Origin of the sequence: Phytopseudomonas straminea, from assembly GCF_900112645.1 — a bacterium.
Taxonomy (GTDB): Bacteria; Pseudomonadota; Gammaproteobacteria; order Pseudomonadales; family Pseudomonadaceae; genus Aquipseudomonas; species Aquipseudomonas straminea.
In genome coordinates, this window is the sequence record NZ_FOMO01000005.1 from 122,023 (window position 1) to 140,589 (window position 18,567).

The following is an 18,567-nucleotide window of genomic DNA, read 5'->3' on the forward strand; positions in this document are numbered from 1 at the left end:
CAGCCACAGGTGGTGCGGCACGTGAGTGCAGCACCGATGCGCAATACCTAAACGAAGACGGTAGACAAGCATGAATCTTCACGAGTATCAGGGTAAGCAGCTGTTCGCTGAGTACGGCCTGCCCGTATCCAAGGGCTTTGCCGTAGACACCCCGGAAGAGGCCGCAGCGGCCTGTGAAAAAATCGGCGGGACCGAGTGGGTCGTCAAGGCTCAGGTACACGCTGGTGGCCGCGGTAAAGCGGGCGGTGTGAAACTGGTCAAGAGCAAGGAAGACGCCAAGGCTTTCGCTGCCAACTGGCTGGGCAAGCGCCTGGTGACCTATCAGACTGACGCCAATGGCCAGCCTGTCACCAAGATCCTGGTCGAGTCCTGCACCGACATCGCCAAGGAACTGTACCTGGGTGCGGTCGTTGACCGTTCCAGCCGTCGCATCGTGTTCATGGCTTCCACCGAAGGTGGCGTGGACATCGAGAAGATCGCTCACGACACCCCTGAGAAGATCCTCAAGGCGACCATTGATCCGCTGGTCGGCGCTCAGCCGTTCCAGGGCCGCGAGCTGGCATTCCAGCTGGGTCTGGAAGGCAAGCAAGTCGCTCAGTTCGCCAAGATCTTCGTAGGTTTGGCCAAGCTGTTCCAGGACCACGATCTGGCCCTGCTGGAAGTCAACCCGCTGGTCATCAAGGCCGACGGTGACCTGCACTGCCTGGACGCGAAGATCAACATCGACGCCAACGCCATGTACCGTCAGCCGAAGCTGAAGACTTTCCACGACCCGTCGCAAGACGACGCCCGTGAAGCCCACGCTGCCAAGTTCGAACTGAACTACGTCGCGCTGGAAGGCAACATCGGCTGCATGGTCAACGGTGCTGGTCTGGCCATGGGCACCATGGACATCGTCAACCTGCACGGCGGCAAGCCGGCCAACTTCCTGGACGTTGGCGGCGGCGCGACCAAAGAGCGCGTGACCGAAGCATTCAAGATCATCCTGTCCGACAGCAACGTCGCTGCCGTTCTGGTGAACATCTTCGGCGGTATCGTTCGTTGCGACATGATTGCCGAAGGCATCATCGGTGCAGTGAAAGAAGTTGGCGTGAAGGTTCCGGTTGTCGTCCGTCTGGAAGGCAACAACGCTGAACTGGGTGCCAAGGTACTGGCCGACAGCGGCCTGAACATCATCGCGGCAACCAGCCTGACCGACGCTGCTCAGCAAGTCGTCAAAGCTGCGGAGGGCAAGTAATGAGCGTCCTGATCAATAAAGACACCAAGGTTATCTGCCAGGGTTTCACTGGCTCGCAAGGTACCTTCCACTCCGAACAAGCCATCGCCTACGGCACCAAGATGGTTGGCGGCGTGACCCCGGGCAAGGGCGGTACCACTCACCTGGGCCTGCCGGTGTTCAACACCGTGAAAGAAGCCGTTGAAGCCACTGGCGCCGACGCTTCGGTCATCTACGTTCCAGCTCCGTTCTGCAAGGACTCGATTCTGGAAGCGGCTTTCGGCGGCATCAAGCTGATCGTCTGCATCACCGAAGGCATCCCGACCCTCGACATGCTCGACGCCAAGGTCAAGTGTGACGAGCTGGGCGTTCGCCTGATCGGCCCGAACTGCCCGGGCGTGATCACTCCCGGCGAGTGCAAGATCGGCATCATGCCAGGTCACATCCACCTGCCAGGCAAAGTAGGCATCGTGTCGCGTTCCGGCACCCTGACCTATGAAGCCGTCAAGCAGACCACTGACGCCGGTTTCGGCCAGTCCACCTGCGTGGGCATCGGTGGTGACCCCATCCCGGGCTCCAACTTCATCGACATCCTGAAGCTGTTCCAGGAAGACCCGAAGACCGAAGCGATCGTCATGATCGGTGAGATCGGCGGTTCGGCTGAAGAAGAAGCGGCTGCCTATATCAAGGCCAACGTCACCAAGCCTGTAGTTTCCTACATCGCTGGTGTGACCGCTCCGCCCGGCAAGCGCATGGGCCACGCTGGCGCCATCATCTCCGGCGGCAAAGGTACTGCAGACGAGAAATTCGCTGCACTGCAGGACGCTGGTGTGAAGACCGTGCGTTCCCTGGCTGACATCGGCAAGGCCCTGGCCGAGCTGACCGGTTGGGAAGTGAAGAAGGCGTAAGCCATTCTGCACTGACGAAAGAAGGCCACCCTCGGGTGGCCTTTTTTGTGTCCAAAAAATGTTGCTCAGGCGACAGGCCATTACAGCCAGCCGTCAGCCGGGCTGGAACGGGCAGGGTGTTTGCGGCAAAATCGTTAGCCTTGCAACTAATGGGTTTCGCTTCTATCCGAAACAGGCCCGCAACAAGGGTTCGCGCCACAAGGGCGAACGACGTGTCCCCCTATCCATCGGGATTCCCTCTCTCAACTCGTTTAGTGATGTGGTATTTCCTTAGATGACTTCCTTGAAAAGCCAGGACGTGCTCGCCCTGGGGTTCATGACGTTTGCCCTGTTCGTCGGGGCCGGCAACATCATTTTTCCGCCTATCGTCGGCCTGCAGGCCGGGCCGCATGTCTGGCTGGCTGCGCTGGGCTTCCTGATCACCGCCGTGGGCCTGCCGGTCATCACCCTGGTCGCCCTGGCCAAGGTTGGCGGCGCCATGGATGCGCTGAGCACCCCCATCGGACGTGCCGCAGGTGTGCTGCTCGGCGTGGTCTGCTACCTGGCGGTCGGCCCGCTGTTCGCCACGCCGCGCACCGCCACGGTGTCGTTCGAGGTGGGGCTGGCGCCGCTGACCGGTGAAAGCCCGCTGGCTCTGTTCGCCTACAGCCTGGTGTACTTCGCCATCGTGCTGGGTGTGTCGCTTTATCCGGGCCGACTGCTCGATACCGTGGGTCGCGTACTCGGACCTATGAAGATTCTCGCGCTGCTGATCCTCGGCGGCACGGCGTTTGTGCTGACGCCCGATGGCGTGGGCTCGGCGACGGCGGCCTACCAGGCTGCGCCTTTCTCCCAGGGTTTCATCAATGGTTACCTGACCATGGATACGCTGGGCGCGCTGGTGTTCGGCATCGTCATCGTCAACGCCATCCGCTCGCGCGGCGTCACCTCGCCACAAATGATCACCCGTTACGCGATCATCGCCGGGCTGATTGCTGGCGTCGGCCTGGCGCTGGTTTACATCAGCCTGTTCCGCCTCGGTGCCGGCAGCCATAGCATCGCCGAAGGCGCCACCAATGGTGCAGCCGTACTGCACGCCTATGTGCAGCACACCTTCGGAGGCCTGGGCAGCGTTTTTCTGGCGGTGCTGATTTCCCTGGCATGCCTGGTCACTGCGGTCGGCCTGACCTGCGCCTGCGCGGAGTACTTCAGCCGTCTGGTGCCGCTTTCCTACCGCAGCCTGGTGATCATCCTGGCGGCGTTCTCGCTGCTGGTGTCGAACCTGGGGCTGACCAAGCTGATCCAGATCTCCGTGCCGGTGCTCACGGCCATCTACCCGCCGTGCATCGTGCTGATTGCGCTGAGCTTCTGCTGGGGGCTGTGGCACGCCGCGGCGCGTGTGGTCGGGCCGGTGATGGTGGTGGCCACCCTGTTCGGCATCGTCGACGGGCTGAAAGCCGCGGATCTGGACGGCTGGCTGCCGAGTTGGCTGACCAGCCTGCCACTTGCCGAGCAGGGCTTGGCGTGGCTGCTGCCGTCTGCAGTGATGCTGGCCCTGGCCAGCGGTTACGACTGGTGGCGTGGCAAGGCGCAGCAAGCGCTGGCGTAATTCAGAACGGGTAAACGAAAGCCGCTCTTCGGAGCGGTTTTTTTGTGCCTGGCGTGGCTATAATCCGCGAGTCTGTCGCCGGCTTCTCGCAGGTCGAGGAGCAGGGCACGATCATCGGCAGGTCCCCGCATTACAAGGAATTTGCATGTCCCTCAGCGAAGACTATCTGCACCATCTGATTGCTGCCTGCTGGTTCGTTCTGTGCTGGGCAGGCTACACCCGTTATGCACACGCCAAAGGTCGCACCACGCCGTGCCTGGCCAGCGTGCTGCACCTGTATCGTGAAGACTGGATGCGCCGCATGCTGCTGCGCGAGAACCGCATTGCCGACGCCAACGTGATCGGTAACCTGGAGCGCAACGCCTCGTTCTTCGCTTCCAGCACGCTGATCATTCTGGCCGGTATCCTTACCGTGCTTGGCGCCTCGGATCGCGCGGTGTCGCTGCTCGCCGACCTGCCATTCGTACAGTCGGCCAGCCGTGGCATCTCCGAGGTCAAGCTGCTGTGCCTGGGCGTGGTGTTCGTCTACGCCTTCTTCACGTTCAGCTGGTGCATGCGCCAATACAACTTTGCTGCCGTACTGGTGGGCTCGGCACCGATGATCGGTGAGCGTCACGTCACTGAACAGGAGCGCAAGGCCTTTGCCGAACGTACCGCGCGGGTCATCTCGATGGCGGCCAACCAGTTCAACTACGGTTTGCGTGCCTACTATTTCGGCATGGCGACCCTATCGTGGTTCATCAACCCCTGGTTCTTCATGCTGGTGACCGCAGGTGTCGTCGTGGTGCTGTATCGCCGCGAATTTCATTCGGATGTTCTCGAGGTCATGGTGTACACACAAACGCCGACGTTCGAGCCGGCCAAGGAGAAAGGCGAATGAGCATTCCATTCTGGTGCATCTTCATCAGCGCCTTGCTGATCTTCATAGCCAAGGCGCCACTGGCCAAGGCGATGAAGGAGGAGGGTGGCACCTATGACAACCATCACCCGCGTGCCCAGCAGGCACGCCTGACGGGATTCGGCGCGCGAGCACTGGCTGCCCACCACAACAGCTTCGAGGCTTTTCCGCTGTTTGCCGTGGCCGTGTTGATGGCGCACGTTACTCAAAGCAGCGGCTGGCTAGTCGATTGGCTGGCGGTGATCTTCGTGATCGCGAGGGTGCTGTATCTGGTGTTCTACTGGGCTGATCTGCACTGGCAGCGCAGTCTGGTATGGGCGGTGGGGATGGTATGTACGCTGCTGATTATGCTGACACCAGCGATGCGTTGAAGCGGGAGAGGATTTAGCGAACGTTACCCGCAGTAAGCTGCGGGTAACGCGAAGAGATCAGCTTATTGCTGTTTCGGCGCTGCCGGATCTGCAGGAGCTGCCGGCTCGGCGGGAGCAGGGTTGGTAGCCGGAGTCTGGGCTTCTTCCTGTTGCTCTTTGGCGGCTTCTTGAGCGGCTTCGGCTTCTTTCTGAGCAGCTTCGTTGCTCTCTTTAGCCGCGTCGTTCATGGATTCTTGAGCTTCGGTACGGGCTTCCTGAGCTTCTTGAGCTTTGTTTTCGGAAGGCTTGTCACAGGCCGCAAGGCCCAGCGTGGCAGCCAGCATGAAGGCGTAAGCGACTGATTTTTGCATGGTGGTGTTTCTCCTTTGGGTGAATGCCATTACCGTTTTTCGAGGCGTCGAGGACGCGATAAGTTCACTGACTTTGCGTCGATGCGCTTTTTTGCTTCACCCAAGCAGGCGAAAGCACCAATCCAGGGCCTATCACGAAAAGCCAAAAGTCTCGACGCGTCGATGGAACCCAAGTGCGACGATCATTATCGTTGCGCTCTTCGCGCGATTGATCGGCGCCAGTTACTGATCTAAGGAAATCGAATGGATGCGCTGTTGATCCTGAGCGGCCTGCTCCTGATCCTCGTCGGTTTGGTAATGCTGGTGATGCGCGGCTTCGCCACCAGCCTGCTGTGGGGCTGGGCGTGCTTGCTGCCGCCTTTGACGCTGCTGTTTATCTTGGCGCACTGGCACCGTGCCAAGCAGGCGCTGGCGTGCTGCGCCCTGGGCATGATTCCGATGGTTGTCGGGCTGGCGGTGATGGCCGGGCAGGATCCGCAACGTCTGGACGGCATCATCAGTTTGCAGTGGCTGCACCCCGAGCCACCGACTGCCGGCGGCTTGAACATCCAGCTGCATGGGCAGCTCAACGGTGAGCCTTTCGCGCCCCAGGAAGGCGAGCTGATCGACGGCGTGCTTAGTCTGCGCGAGGGCCAGGATTTCTTCGCCCGCCGCGAGCTGAGCATTCGTGGTCTGCCAGTGGCCGCCGATGGCTTGCGCCTGGACGTGCTACCTGATGATCCGGGGCAGTTGCCGGAGATCGAGCTGAGCTGGTTGCTGCCCGAGCAGGACCTGCCAGAGGCCCGGCAGCTCAAAGGCGGCTATACGCTGCACCTGGATCTGAGGCCTGAAGAGCCGAACCGCCTGGTCGGCGAATTCCATCTGGTGCTGCCGGCGCAATTCCAGACCACCCTGACCGGCAAGGTCGAGCTGTTTCGTAACGGCCTGCGCTACCAGCAGGGCCATGTGGATCGCACCGTTGATTCGCGCGATACCCTCGCTTACCTGATCACCGATTACTTGCAGCGACGCTTCGCCACCCGTGACGTGCAGCTCGCACCGCTGCCCTTGCATGACATGAGCTCCAGCAGCCTGGCGCTCGACGTGCAGGCGCAGGTGGCCGGTCAGTCGCAGCGCGTGCCGGTGCGCCTGAGCAAGCATCCGCAGCTTGGCTGGCGGGTTGAGGATGACCATTTTCCCGCATTGGCGAAAACCGCGGAGCCTGCGCCGAGCACTGTCGCCATCAAGCCGGCACCAAGAGAGCCAGCAAGTCTGCAGGATACGCGTCAAGAGCTGACCCTGGCGCGCCTGCTCGCCGAGCCGCAGCGCTACATCAATCAGCACCTGCGGCTGTTCAGTGAAAAGGGCAGCGCGGTGCAGGGCCAGTTCGCCGGCATCGACGAGCAAGGCCAGTTGGTGCTGCGTCAGCGTCTCAATGGTTCGGGCGAGGCGCGCTTCACCCTGGCACCGGCCGATGTGGTGCATGTCGAACGCATCGACGACTGACTTGAAGTTTGCTCATCGCGTCCCCACCTGATGGTCATCCGCCGTACCGCGGCTTAGCCATCAATGTGGAGTTAGATGACCATGAGTGTGGAAACTCAAAAAGAAACCCTGGGCTTCCAGACAGAGGTGAAGCAACTGCTGCACCTCATGATTCACTCGCTGTATTCCAACAAGGAAATCTTCCTACGCGAGCTGATCTCCAACGCCTCCGACGCCGTCGACAAGCTGCGTTTCGAAGCGCTGGCAAAGCCCGAGCTGCTTGAGGACGGCGCCGAGCTGAAGATCCGTGTGAGCTTCGACAAGGACGCCAAGACCGTCACCCTCGAAGACAACGGCATCGGCATGAGTCGCGAAGAGACCATCGCGCACCTGGGCACCATCGCCAAGTCCGGCACCGCCGACTTCCTGAAGAACCTCTCCGGCGACCAGAAAAAGGATTCCAGCCTGATCGGTCAGTTCGGCGTGGGCTTCTATTCGGCCTTCATCGTCGCCGACAAGGTGGAAGTTTTCACCCGTCGCGCAGGCCTGGCCGCCGGCGAAGGTGTGCACTGGGCATCCAAGGGCGAGGGCGAGTTCGAAATCGCCACCGTCGAGAAGGCCGAGCGCGGCACCCGCATCGTGCTGCACCTGAAAAGCGGCGAAGAAGAGTTCGCCGATGGCTGGCGCCTGCGCAACGTCATCAAGAAATACTCTGACCATATCGGGCTGCCGATCGAGCTGCCGAAAGAATTCCACGGCGAAGAGAAGGACAAGCCGGCCGAGCCCGAGTGGGAAGTTGTCAACCGCGCCAGCGCGCTGTGGACGCGCCCGCGCACCGAGGTTACCGACGAGCAGTACCAGGAGTTCTACAAACACGTCTCCCACGACTATGACAACCCGCTGAGCTGGAGTCACAACAAGGTCGAAGGCAAGCTGGAGTACACCTCGCTGCTGTACGTGCCGGGTCGTGCGCCGTTCGACCTGTACCAGCGTGAAGCGCCGCGCGGCCTGAAGCTGTACGTGCAGCGTGTGTTCATCATGGACCAGGCCGACGAGTTCCTGCCGCTGTACTTGCGCTTCATCAAGGGCGTGGTCGACTCCAACGACCTGTCGCTGAACGTTTCGCGCGAGATCCTGCAGAAAGACCCGGTGATCGACTCCATGAAGTCGGCGCTGACCAAGCGCGTGCTCGACATGCTGGAGAAACTGGCCAAGAACGAGCCCGAGCAGTACAAGACCTTCTGGAAGAACTTCGGCCAGGTGCTCAAGGAAGGCCCGGCGGAAGACTTCGCCAACAAGGAGAAGATCGCCGGCCTGCTGCGCTTCGCCTCGACCGCCGAAGGCGAGGGCGAGCAGGTGGTATCACTGGGCGACTACGTCAGCCGCCTGAAGCAAGGCCAGGACAAGATCTACTTCCTCACCGGTGAATCCTACGCGCAGGTCAAGAATAGCCCGCACCTGGAAGTCTTCCGCAAGAAAGGCATCGAAGTGCTGCTGCTCACCGACCGCATCGACGAGTGGCTGATGAGCTACCTGACCGAGTTCGACGGCAAGAGCTTCGTCGACGTGGCGCGTGGTGATCTGGACTTGGGTTTGCTGGACTCCGAAGAGGACAAGAAGGCCCAGGAAGAAGTCGCCAAGAGTAAGGAAGGCCTGGTCGAGCGCCTGAAAACCGCGCTGGGCGAGCAGGTCGCCGAAGTTCGCGTTTCCCATCGCCTAACCGATTCGCCAGCGATCCTGGCCATCGGCGAACAGGATCTGGGCCTGCAAATGCGCCAGATCCTCGAAGCCAGCGGGCAGAAGGTGCCGGATTCGAAGCCGATCTTCGAATTCAACCCGAGCCACCCGCTGATCGAGAAGCTGGACGCCGAGCCGGACGAGGATCGTTTCGGCGACCTGTCGCACATCCTCTTCGATCAGGCCGCCCTGGCTGCCGGCGACAGCCTTAAAGACCCGGCCGCCTACGTGCAGCGCCTGAACAAGCTGCTGATCGAGCTTTCTGCCTGATCAGTTAGTCGCAACGCAAAACGCCGCTCGATTGAGCGGCGTTTTTGTATCTGCATTCTGGCTTTTTCGATTTGGTAGCCCGGGTCGAGCGTAGCGACAACCGGGAAAATACCTGAGTATCGCGATGCTCAACCTAGGCTACGCCCTCAGGCGATGCCGTATGTGGGTGCCGGCCATGCCGTCAGGCACGATGCAAAGAGATGTGGGAGCGGCTTCAGCCGCGATCAGTCTTGCGGTCGCCTGTAGCATCGCGGCTAAAGCCGCTCCCACGAAACCCACGTTCAGCGCTCTAGAGGCCTACTACAGAGCTGAGGAGAGATTATGAATGTGGGAGCGCGCCATGCGCGCGAAAAAATCGCGGGCATGGACTAGGCGTTCCCGCCCGCTCCCACAGGGGAGACCTGATATCGGCTGCTGCCAATGGGTCCACAGCTTGTGACCGATATTGGCCCAGCCTGTGAAACCACGTCCGGCCACAAAAAAGCCCCGTCATCCAGTGGATGACGGGGCTTGCTTATGCCGGCTCAGCCGATCAGACGATGATGCCCTGGCTGCGCAGGTAGTCGTCGTAGGTGCCGCTGAAGTCGGTGACGCCGTTGTCCGACAGCTCGATGATGCGGGTGGCCAGAGATCCGACGAACTCGCGGTCATGGCTGACGAAGATCAGTGTGCCCGGGTAGTTCTCCAGCGCCAGGTTGAGCGCCTCGATGGATTCCATGTCCAGGTGGTTGGTCGGTTCGTCCATCACCAGTACGTTGGGCTTTTGCAGGATCAGCTTGCCGAACAGCATGCGACCCTGTTCACCACCGGAGATGACCTTGACCGACTTGAGGATCTCGTCGTTGGAGAACAGCATGCGGCCCAGGGTGCCGCGAATGACTTGCTCGCCGGTGGTCCACTGGCCCATCCAGTCGAACAGGGTCACGTCGTCTTCGAAATCGTGAGCGTGATCCTGGGCGTAGTAGCCGACCTCGGCGCTCTCTGTCCATTTCACTGCGCCGGCATCCGGCTTCAGCTCGCTGACCAGGGTGCGTAGCAGGGTGGTCTTGCCGATCCCGTTGGGGCCAATGATCGCCACGCGCTCGCCAGCTTCGACGGTGAAGCTGAAGTTCTTGAACAGCACCTTGTCATCGAACGCCTTGCTGAGGTTCTCGATGGTGACGGCCTGGCGGTGCAGTTTCTTGGTTTGCTCGAAGCGAATGAACGGGCTGACGCGGCTTGACGGCTTGACCTCGGCCAGCTGGATCTTGTCGATCTGCTTGGCGCGGCTGGTCGCCTGCTTGGCTTTCGAGGCGTTGGCCGAGAAGCGGCTGACGAAGCTCTGCAGTTCGGAGATCTGCGCCTTCTTCTTGGCGTTGTCGGCCAGCAGCTGCTCGCGCGACTGGGTCGCAGCGGTCATGTACTCGTCGTAGTTGCCCGGGAACAGGCGCAGCTCGCCGTAATCCAGGTCGGCCATGTGGGTGCAGACCGAGTTCAGGAAGTGGCGGTCGTGGGAAATGATGATCATGGTGCTGTTACGCGCCGTGAGGATCGTTTCCAGCCAGCGGATGGTGTTGATGTCCAGGTGGTTGGTCGGCTCGTCGAGCAACAGCACGTCCGGATCGGCGAACAGTGCCTGGGCCAGCAGCACGCGCAGTTTCCAGCCGGGGGCCACTTCACTCATCGGGCCAAAATGCTGCTCCAGCGGAATGCCCAGGCCGAGCAGCAGCTCGCCGGCGCGGGACTCGGCGGTGTAGCCGTCCATCTCGGCGAACTCGCCTTCGAGCTCACCGACCTTCATGCCGTCTTCTTCGCTCATTTCCGGCAGCGAGTAGATGCGATCGCGCTCGGCCTTGACCTTCCACAGCTCCTGGTGGCCCATGATCACGGTGTCGATCACGTTGAATTGCTCGTAGGCGAACTGATCCTGGCGCAGTTTGCCCAGGCGCACGTTCGGCTCGAGCATGACCTGGCCGCCCGACGGCTCCAGATCGCCGCCGAGGATCTTCATGAAGGTCGACTTGCCGCAGCCGTTGGCGCCGATCAGGCCGTAGCGGTTGCCGTTGTTGAACTTGACGGAAACGTTCTCGAACAGCGGCTTGGCGCCAAACTGCATGGTGATATTAGCGGTGGAAATCAAAGTGCTCTAACTCGCATGTTTCAGAGATGTGGATTGAGTCTTGGGGCAGATTTGGAGCGAGCCTGGGTTGGCTCATTTCAGCCCAGTCGCCTTTGCCAACGATCCATCTGGCCTAGCGAGAAAGCAGAATCTGCACCGCGTGGCCCGATTGCCTGGCGATAGAGGCCTGAGCATTTTCGCCATCGGGCATAGGGTTGCGTATGTGAGGCGCGCATTGTACGGATGACTGCGGCGAATACCCAGCGCTTTCACGGCCGGGCGTGATCGAATAGGCCACCCACTGGTCGGCAAAGCGGCGAACGAGCCTCTTCATATCCAGGTTCTCGCTGGAGAACCTGCGGCTGTTGGGAAAGCCAGCCGAGAAGTTGCGCACGGCTATCTCATCTAGGAGATAGCACTTCTGTTAGTGCTTTAAGCCGCTTACACCGCTTTTGATCTGGGATAACTGGAGAGGTAGCGAGAAAGCTCGTCCCGACCCGGTGCACGGTGGGGTGTACCGGGACCGTCATTGGGAATGTAGAACTTGTCGCTGCGCGGGTGCTTCTGTTCAGCGAGGGAAACGGTCTGCAACGGTACCCAGGGCAACACAATGGCGCCGTGTTCGAAACCATAGCAGCCGGAAAGCGAGGCCAAATGAATGGTTTTCTTGGTGCCGTTTGGCAGGGAGAGGGTGGCTTGGCGCTCGCTCAGCAAGCGCTGGGCGAATGCAGGGCCTAGGAGCTTTTCGATATGGTCCCTCAGGCCGGTGATGTTGCCAGGCACCAGCATGATGTCGTCATGCTTGCTCATGGCCAGACCGAGAACGCGGGAGAATTCCTGCCGGCACGAGCCGTGCTTAAGGGTGTGGTGCATCATGGGTAGTGTCCTTACTTCAATTGCTTCCTGGCTGATGTCCATCTAGATGGACACCAGACTTTATAGCTACCTGCGCTGAAGTCCGCCAGTTGCAGGTGCCCAAAGTTGACGCCAATTTTCGGCCTAGGCGGATCGCCTGTGAAGCGCCGTTCGGCTGAAACCCGCAAAACTTTCCTGAATCCCCGTCACAGAGCCTCTGTCCCTACTTACAGACGCGGTATTTCCCACGCATGTCGACGAGGTGACAGTAGTGAGATGCTTTATCTGTGGTGACGACGCCTGGCTGATTTCCAAAACCGGTACCTACGCGGCATGCGACTGCCGAACCTGTGGTCTGTATCGAGTCGAAGGCGCCTGGTTCCAGCGCAGCGCAGCGCCGATACCGACCGAGCAGTTTCGCGCCTTCCTGCAGCTGCAACGCGAGGAAAGCCCGGATGACACGCCGGTGATCAGTAGCGAGTCGGCCAGATCGCTGCTGACCTTGAACCAGCTCAATACCTCCCAGGCTACCTGATGCATCCGGCGTCCTTCAGGTGCCGGGGCGCCGGTTCGAGTAGATGTAGCGCTTCGTAACTTATGGCGCCCCGGGCGTCTACAGTGCTGGGATTCCCCGCTATTGAAAGGAACATCGAAATGGCTAATTCACGTCTGCTTACCAGCACAGTGGTTTCGATTGCCATGGCCGCGGCGCCATGCCTTGCCTCGGCCGATCCGGGTAACGGCAAGGGGCACGGGCAGGGTAATGGCAAAGGCCAGCATCACCAGGGGCAGGGTAATCAGGGTAGTGGGCCGAAGGATGCCCGATACGGCGGCCCTTCGATCGATCGCGGCGGCATCCTCAGCATTGTGCAGGGCAATCGATCCTACTGGTCGCCTGGCCCCTCGCTGCCACCGGGCATTCAAAAGAACCTGGCGCGCGGCAAGCCGCTTCCGCCTGGTATCGCCAAGAAGCTCGACGGCCGGCTGCTCGGGCAACTGCCTCGCTATGACGGCTATGAATGGATGCAGGCGGGCGTCGACCTGATCCTGGTTGCGGTGGCCACCGGCATCATCTACGAAGTCTTCAACGGCGCGCTGGACTGACAGCTAGCGACGTTTAGGCAAGCGGCTCAGCCTATTCGGGCTGGGCCGTTTTTATTTGGCTCGTTGCTGGGCGTAAAACTGCTCAGGCTTTTGAGCGCACGATCCGCCCGGCTTTGATCTCGCTGGCGTATTTGTTGAGGCGGTCCTCATCGTTGGTCAGCACGCCGACCATACGCAGAATGGCCCAGGCATCGGCCTCGTTTTCGGTGCCGCGCAGCTTCTCCGCCACCTTGAGCAGGTCGACGGATACCCATCGCAGGTCTTCGGCAACGGCTTTCAGGTCTTGCTTCAGTATCTGGGTTTGGCGCTGGCCCATAGATCCTCTTCGTTTGGCTGGTTCGGAGTAGCGCCCGGTTTGCTGCTGCCACTTGCTGGCAGGCTGTGGGCGTAATGTATCGACCCATTATCCCGTTTTACGCTCCCCATCGGATCGACTTTCTCCCGTGTGCTGCCATAGGGACTGCATTTGCCTCAGTTCCTCACTACGGCCTGCAATATCAAATGGCTATACTAGCCAGGCTGCTAGCGCCTAGGGGCTCCAGGGATCGCGCTGTGCTGCCCGCCATATTCGGCTCCAATTGCACCCTTTTACCTGCGCGAAACCCATGATTACCACCGTCATCCTCGGCATGCTCTGCGTGTATCTGTTGTGTTTCAGTGTGATGTTCCTGCTGATCAGCACCCGGCTCGCCGACAAGAAAATGGGCATGGACGTGTTTGCGCTCGGCAATCTGCTGCTGGGCCTTGCCTACATCATGCAGCTGGTCGACGGCCCGCCGGACTTTGGATTGATGAGTGTCGTCAATCACATCCTGACGCTGAGCGCCCCGGTTACCTATTTGCTGGGCGCACTGCGCTTTTTTGGTCGACCCACACCTATTGTGCGCTCGCTACTTACGCTGGCGGCTCTATACGCAGCCGTGCAACTGCTGGTGCAATGGCTCTTCGGAGATGAAGCGCGCCATGCGTTGCTGGCAGGCGCCTGCGTACTGCTTTTCCTAGGCATGATCATCGCGTTGCTGGTGGGCAGCCGAACTTTCGCCAAGGATCTGTGCGTCGAGATGCTCGTGTTCGCCGTATTGATCAGCGGCATCTGCGCGTTGAACGCCGCCAAGTTCGTGATGATCCTCAGCGGCGGCATGGCGGCGCTGGACATGAGCAGCGGCTTTCAGAGGATCTTCTACCTGTACATGTCGTTCCTGGCGACCGTGCTGCCGCCCTGCGCGGTGTGGCTGGTACTCCGTCGCCTGACCGATGAACTGCGCAGCCTGGCGGCCCATGACCCGCTTACCCAACTGCTGAACCGACGCGGGTTGATCGAGGCGCTGGAGGTTCATTTCAGCTCCCGCACCGCCGCGCCGGCCTATGTGTTGATCGTGGACATCGACCACTTCAAACGCATCAACGACACCCACGGCCACAAAGTCGGCGACCTCGTGATCTGCCACGTTGCTGATGCCCTCAAAACCACCGCTCGCCAAGGCGACCTGATCTGCCGATTAGGCGGAGAAGAGTTCGTGGTGATCGCTCTGGACGCGGAGAAAACAGGCGTTCTGCAGCTGGCAGAACGCATGCGTAGGGCGATAGAGCGCATTGAAGTGCCAGGTAGCAACCAAACGATCCGCTGCACTGGGACTATTGGAGTGTCTGCTCATTTCACCAGCGCGCAGGCATTCGATGACTTCCTGCAACAGGCGGATGCGGCGTTGTATCGGGGGAAAGAGGCGGGGCGTAATCGGGTCGAGTGGGTTCTGCGGGAGGTTTAGCCAGTCGACAGTATCAGTCGCATGCAAGCTTCATGGCTTACGTCCTAGAATTCTGACAGCAGACCTTCCTAATGCCGCACCTACGGCACCCGCTACGGCAGCAAAGAATACCTGAGTAAAGTCGATGCCTTCTGATGTAGGGCTGCGAAAAATAGTAGGGGCGATAACTTGGAAAATTATAATCGCTACTGCAATTCCAATATAAGAGCCGATTTTTTCATTCTTCGGATTTATTCCCATTTGCATTTCTCGTGTTTGCTAATGATTCAACTAGATATCCGCGAGGTGCGGTCGCGGCTAACGGGTGAGCGCCTTGTTGGGCTGGTAAGCGAAGGCATGTTATTCGTTCATGGCTGGATAATTAGATCATCTGCATTGAATCGATGTGTTTCTCCATTGAAGTCAGCCTCCGCCCAGTACTGACGACTTTCAGTCTCGCAATCCTCCATGATTCGGTAGTCCGAACTGCCGTTTTCACATTTTTGCGAAGAAAGTTTTCGTACAATCGATTTCGCAAAGATACCCCCATTTCTCACATAGTTCTAGGCGCTTGCATGCAAGGTCAATTTCATTTATTGCTCCGATCAGGCGGGAGAAATTCTCGTGATCGGTATGAGGTACTCCAGCTAGTTCTAAAGATAGCTTCTTTTGGAGGATGCTAAGGTTTTCGAGAACAATTTTCATAATAGATGTGTAAAAGCCTAACGTTTGGTTAAGGGGCCGGCTTTAGCCGGTCCCGAGTGAACGAAGCGAGCGACTTGAACCAGTAGTTAGAGGTTCCTCATCCGAGATATTTTCTGCTCTAGCTCTTGAATCTGTATTTCTGGAGATGGGTAGCTTCCAGCAGATAAAATTTCTCCAGTGCTCCTGTTTATCAGTAGAGGGCCGTGACCGACTAATTGAGATGAAAATTCTTGAGTGAGGATGTATTCCTGGCTTTGATAGAAGAAAGCACATACGAGAGGCCTAACAATTGTATGCTCTGGCATTATGTCAAGTTTGTCATTGCTTCCTTGGGTGATCCGTTCTAGCTCTGATCTGGCTAGCAACTCTGCCTGTTTTATGGATATGACCATGGAAGCCTCTAATTATAAATAGACACCAAGTGGTGCATAACTTTCCGGACGGGCGTGGTGTATAACATTCCTTGTTCCTCTTGTTATTCCTGTCTAGGAGGGGCTTTCAGCGTATTGATCACCGTATAAGGGAGCTATCCACCTTGGATAGGCAGCCTCGATTGCTCGATCAAGTGCGAGAGCAGATTCGGCTGAGACGCTACTCGATTCGTACGACAGCTGTCTATTGCACGTGAACGAAGCATATTGCCTATGTCGCATTTCTGTGACATGGGCACAAAAAGAAGCCCCGGAAGTCCGGGGCTTTGCATAGGCAGCGAAAACCTCTCGCTTCACCGCTTATTCAAACGCTGTGCCAGCCGGTCCCCACCAAACTGGATAAAGCTGACCATTACCACCAGCACGACGATCACCGTCAGCATCACCTGGGTATCGAAGCGCTGATAGCCGTAGCGGTAGGCCAGATCGCCCAGGCCGCCTGCACCGATGGCGCCGGCCATGGCGGAGGAGTTGATCATGGTGACCAGGGTGATGGTGAAGCCGCCGACGATGCCGGGCAGGGCTTCGGGCAGTAGCACGTGCCAGACGATATGACGGCGGCGGCAGCCCATGGCCTGGGCGGCTTCGATCAGGCCATGGTCGACTTCACGCAGGCTGACTTCGGCGATACGGGCGAAGAACGGCGTGGCAGCGATGGTCAGCGGCACCACGGCGGCCCAGACGCCGTAGGTGGTACCGACCACCAGGCGGGTGAAGGGGATCAGCGCGACCATCAGAATCAGAAAGGGGACGGAGCGAAACAGATTGACGATGGCGCCGAGCACGCGGTTCAGCCGCGGCGCCTCGAAGATGCCGCCCTTGCTGCTGGTGACCAGAAATACCGCCAGCGGAATACCCGCCAGTAGAGCGAGCAGCGACGACACGCCGACCATCAGCAGGGTGTCGAGCAGGCCTTGCCAGAGGCGTTCAAACAGCAGCGACATAACCCAGTACCTCCACGTGGTCGGCCAGCGAGCGGGCGTTTTCGATGAGTGCTTCGTGGGCGATACCCGATGGGCCGACTGACAGGAGCAAATGCCCCACGACGTGGCCCTGAATCTGCTCCAGGCTGGCGTCGAGCAAGGTGGCGCGACCGCCCAGTGCGACGCCAAGCGCTGGTAAATCCGGCTCCAGGCCGCTGCCGGAAAAGTGCAGGCGCAGCACCAGGTCATCCGAGTTGCTGCCGCGTTCTATTTGCAGGCGCTGCTGCAGGCTTGCCGGCAGGGCATGTTGCAGAGGCGCGAGCAGGGTGCGGGTGACGGCGTGGCGCGGCGAGCCGAATACCTGCCAGACCGGCCCTTGCTCGACCACTTCACCGCGCTCCAGCACCACCACGCGGTCGCAGATCTCGCGGATCACCGCCATCTCGTGGGTGATCAGCACCACGGTCAGGCCCAGGCGCCGGTTGATCTCGCGCAGCAGGCCGAGGATCGCCTGGGTGGTCTCCGGATCCAGAGCGCTGGTGGCTTCGTCGCAGAGCAGAATCTGCGGGTCGTGCACCAGGGCGCGGGCAATGCCCACCCGCTGTTTCTGGCCACCCGAGAGCTGCGCTGGGTAGGCGCCGTGCTTGTCCTCGAGGCCGACCAGTTCGAGCAATTCGCGCACCTTGCCCTGGCGGGCTTCGCGCGGCACGCCAGCAACCTTGAGCGGCAGTTCGACGTTCTGCCACACGGTCTTGGCGGACATCAGGTTGAAGTGCTGGAAGATCATGCCGATGCGCCGGCGCAGCGCCACCAGGGCGTCATCGTCATAGCCGGCGATGTCGCTGCCGTCGATCAACACGCGGCCGCTGCTGGGCCGTTCCAGGCGATTGATGGTGCGCAGCAGCGAGGATTTGCCGGCGCCGCTGCGACCGATGATGCCGAACACTTCGCCGCGCTCGATCGACAGCTCGATATCGTGCAGCGCCGGTACCGGGCCCTGGGCGCCCTCATAGGTTTTGCCCAGGCGCTCGAAGCGCAGCTGCGCCTGGGCGCTGCGGCTGGCTGCGGCGGCCTGCTGCAGGTGGGGATCGAAGCCGCTCATCTCAGCTCTCCCAGCCGGCCTGGTAGAGGTTGCCATGGGCCTTGTCGAGCGCGGCGCGCACCGCCGGAGAGTGTTGATAGATGTCGATGAACTTGAGCAGGCGCGCGTCCTTGGCCTTCGCCGGCTGGGTGACGAACTGGATGATGTACTCGGGATGGTCGACACCGTCGAACAGCAGGGCCGAGGCCGGATCGAACGTCTTGGCGAGGCGGATATAGGCCGGGTAACCCTGCACCAGGTCGACTTCGTCATAGGCGCGCACCAACTGCACGGCTTCCAGTTCGATGATGCGGATGTTCTTCGGGTTGGCGGTGATGTCCTGCTGGGTGGCCTTGTAGCCGACACCGGGCTTGAGTTCTATCAGCCCGGCTTTTTGCAGCAGTTGCAGGCCGCGTCCGCCGTTGACCGGGTCGTTGGCGATGGCCACCTTGGCGCCGTCCGGCAGGCTGGCGAAATCCTTGTGCGTCTTGGAGTAGAGCCCGACGTTGTTGATCACCCCGCGCGCCACCGGCACCAGGTCGTAGCCGCCCTCGGCCTTGGCGTTTTCGAGGAAGGGAATGTGCTGGAAGTAGTTCACGTCGATGTCGCCATTGGCGAGGCTGACGTTGGGGGCGATCCAGTCGGTGAACTCGATCAGCTCCACATCCAATCCTTGTTTCTTGGCTTCGGCCACGGCCACTTCCAGCGGCGGTGCGAAGGCGGCGGTGGTGCCGAGTTTGAGGGCGGGGGCGGCCTGGGCCAGGGTGCTGGCGCTGAACAGGGCGGCGAGGGTCAGGTTTTTCAGTGGTTTTAGCATGGTGGC

The 18,567-nt window shown here is 60.1% G+C and carries 19 protein-coding genes; 10 read left to right on the forward strand and 9 right to left on the reverse strand.

Annotation, left to right across the window (positions count from 1 at the left end; genetic code table 11):
• Positions 1–70 precede the first annotated feature (70 nt).
• The 5 genes from sucC to BM279_RS13660 all read left to right on the forward strand — a co-directional run bounded on the left by sucC (position 71) and on the right by BM279_RS13660 (position 4,981).
• Positions 71–1,237, forward strand: coding sequence for an ADP-forming succinate--CoA ligase subunit beta (sucC, locus tag BM279_RS13640; RefSeq protein ID WP_013791583.1), 1,167 nt, complete (start codon positions 71–73; stop codon positions 1,235–1,237).
• The gene (sucD, locus tag BM279_RS13645; protein ID WP_013791582.1) at positions 1,237–2,124 is read left to right on the forward strand and encodes a succinate--CoA ligase subunit alpha; all 888 of its coding nucleotides are present in this window, start codon (positions 1,237–1,239) and stop codon (positions 2,122–2,124) included. The genes sucC and sucD overlap by 1 nt, the downstream gene beginning before the upstream one ends.
• A 274-nt stretch (positions 2,125–2,398) precedes the next feature.
• Positions 2,399–3,712: a branched-chain amino acid transport system II carrier protein gene (gene brnQ / locus BM279_RS13650; RefSeq protein WP_093504484.1), complete on the forward strand. Its 1,314-nt coding sequence runs from the start codon at positions 2,399–2,401 to the stop codon at positions 3,710–3,712.
• Between the two features lie 145 nt (positions 3,713–3,857).
• Positions 3,858–4,592 (forward strand): DUF599 domain-containing protein, encoded by a 735-nt coding sequence (locus BM279_RS13655; protein WP_093504486.1) that lies wholly within the window; start codon positions 3,858–3,860, stop codon positions 4,590–4,592.
• Positions 4,589–4,981 carry an MAPEG family protein gene (locus BM279_RS13660; protein WP_093504488.1) on the forward strand — a complete coding sequence of 131 codons (393 nt, stop codon included), beginning with the start codon at positions 4,589–4,591 and terminating at the stop codon, positions 4,979–4,981. Before BM279_RS13655 ends, BM279_RS13660 begins: the two co-directional genes overlap by 4 nt.
• A 62-nt stretch (positions 4,982–5,043) precedes the next feature.
• Here the strand turns inward: BM279_RS13660 and BM279_RS13665 are convergent, their stop codons facing one another.
• Positions 5,044–5,331 (reverse strand): hypothetical protein, encoded by a 288-nt coding sequence (locus BM279_RS13665; protein WP_093504490.1) that lies wholly within the window; start codon positions 5,329–5,331, stop codon positions 5,044–5,046.
• A 243-nt stretch (positions 5,332–5,574) separates the two neighbouring features.
• Here BM279_RS13665 and BM279_RS13670 point away from each other — a divergent pair, with 243 nt between their 5' ends.
• Together BM279_RS13670 and htpG are read left to right on the forward strand one after the other, a co-directional pair.
• Entirely contained in the window at positions 5,575–6,816 is a 1,242-nt protein-coding gene (locus BM279_RS13670) for an MFS transporter (protein WP_093504492.1), read from the forward strand.
• A gap of 81 nt (positions 6,817–6,897) precedes the next feature.
• On the forward strand, positions 6,898–8,802 hold the full coding sequence (gene htpG / locus BM279_RS13675; protein ID WP_093505096.1) for a molecular chaperone HtpG: 1,905 nt from the start codon (positions 6,898–6,900) through the stop codon (positions 8,800–8,802).
• A 532-nt stretch (positions 8,803–9,334) separates the two neighbouring features.
• On the opposite strand, the gene BM279_RS13680 is transcribed toward htpG, so the two are convergent.
• Both BM279_RS13680 and BM279_RS13685 read right to left on the reverse strand, forming a co-directional pair.
• A complete protein-coding gene (locus tag BM279_RS13680; protein ID WP_093504494.1) occupies positions 9,335–10,921 on the reverse strand; it encodes an ABC-F family ATPase in 1,587 nt (528 codons plus the stop codon).
• A 420-nt stretch (positions 10,922–11,341) separates the two neighbouring features.
• Complete coding sequence (locus tag BM279_RS13685; RefSeq protein WP_143103593.1) at positions 11,342–11,818, reverse strand: hypothetical protein; 477 nt, start codon at positions 11,816–11,818, stop codon at positions 11,342–11,344.
• Positions 11,819–12,026: 208 nt separating this feature from the next.
• On the opposite strand from BM279_RS13685, the gene BM279_RS13690 reads away from it, so the two are divergent.
• Together BM279_RS13690 and BM279_RS13695 are read left to right on the forward strand one after the other, a co-directional pair.
• Positions 12,027–12,290 (forward strand): hypothetical protein, encoded by a 264-nt coding sequence (locus BM279_RS13690; protein WP_093504498.1) that lies wholly within the window; start codon positions 12,027–12,029, stop codon positions 12,288–12,290.
• A gap of 119 nt (positions 12,291–12,409) precedes the next feature.
• Positions 12,410–12,859, forward strand: a complete 450-nt coding sequence (locus BM279_RS13695) for an anti-virulence regulator CigR family protein (RefSeq protein ID WP_093504500.1) — start codon at positions 12,410–12,412, stop codon at positions 12,857–12,859.
• 82 nt (positions 12,860–12,941) lie between these two features.
• Here BM279_RS13695 and BM279_RS13700 read toward each other — a convergent pair whose 3' ends face one another.
• Positions 12,942–13,175, reverse strand: coding sequence for a hypothetical protein (locus BM279_RS13700; protein WP_027905504.1), 234 nt, complete (start codon positions 13,173–13,175; stop codon positions 12,942–12,944).
• A gap of 289 nt (positions 13,176–13,464) precedes the next feature.
• Between BM279_RS13700 and BM279_RS13705 the strand changes: the two genes are divergently transcribed.
• Positions 13,465–14,625: a GGDEF domain-containing protein gene (locus tag BM279_RS13705; RefSeq protein ID WP_093504502.1), complete on the forward strand. Its 1,161-nt coding sequence runs from the start codon at positions 13,465–13,467 to the stop codon at positions 14,623–14,625.
• Positions 14,626–14,655: 30 nt separating this feature from the next.
• Here the strand turns inward: BM279_RS13705 and BM279_RS23185 are convergent, their stop codons facing one another.
• The 5 genes from BM279_RS23185 to BM279_RS13720 form a co-directional block, all read right to left on the reverse strand.
• The gene (locus tag BM279_RS23185) at positions 14,656–14,865 is read right to left on the reverse strand and encodes a hypothetical protein (protein WP_143103594.1); all 210 of its coding nucleotides are present in this window, start codon (positions 14,863–14,865) and stop codon (positions 14,656–14,658) included.
• 530 nt (positions 14,866–15,395) lie between these two features.
• Positions 15,396–15,701: a YrhB domain-containing protein gene (locus BM279_RS23760; protein WP_143103595.1), complete on the reverse strand. Its 306-nt coding sequence runs from the start codon at positions 15,699–15,701 to the stop codon at positions 15,396–15,398.
• Between the two features lie 332 nt (positions 15,702–16,033).
• Positions 16,034–16,678 (reverse strand): methionine ABC transporter permease, encoded by a 645-nt coding sequence (locus tag BM279_RS13710; protein ID WP_027910891.1) that lies wholly within the window; start codon positions 16,676–16,678, stop codon positions 16,034–16,036.
• Positions 16,668–17,765: a methionine ABC transporter ATP-binding protein gene (locus tag BM279_RS13715; protein ID WP_093504504.1), complete on the reverse strand. Its 1,098-nt coding sequence runs from the start codon at positions 17,763–17,765 to the stop codon at positions 16,668–16,670. Before BM279_RS13715 ends, BM279_RS13710 begins: the two co-directional genes overlap by 11 nt.
• Before the next feature lies 1 nt (position 17,766).
• A complete protein-coding gene (locus BM279_RS13720; RefSeq protein ID WP_093504506.1) occupies positions 17,767–18,561 on the reverse strand; it encodes a MetQ/NlpA family ABC transporter substrate-binding protein in 795 nt (264 codons plus the stop codon).
• Positions 18,562–18,567 lie beyond the last annotated feature (6 nt).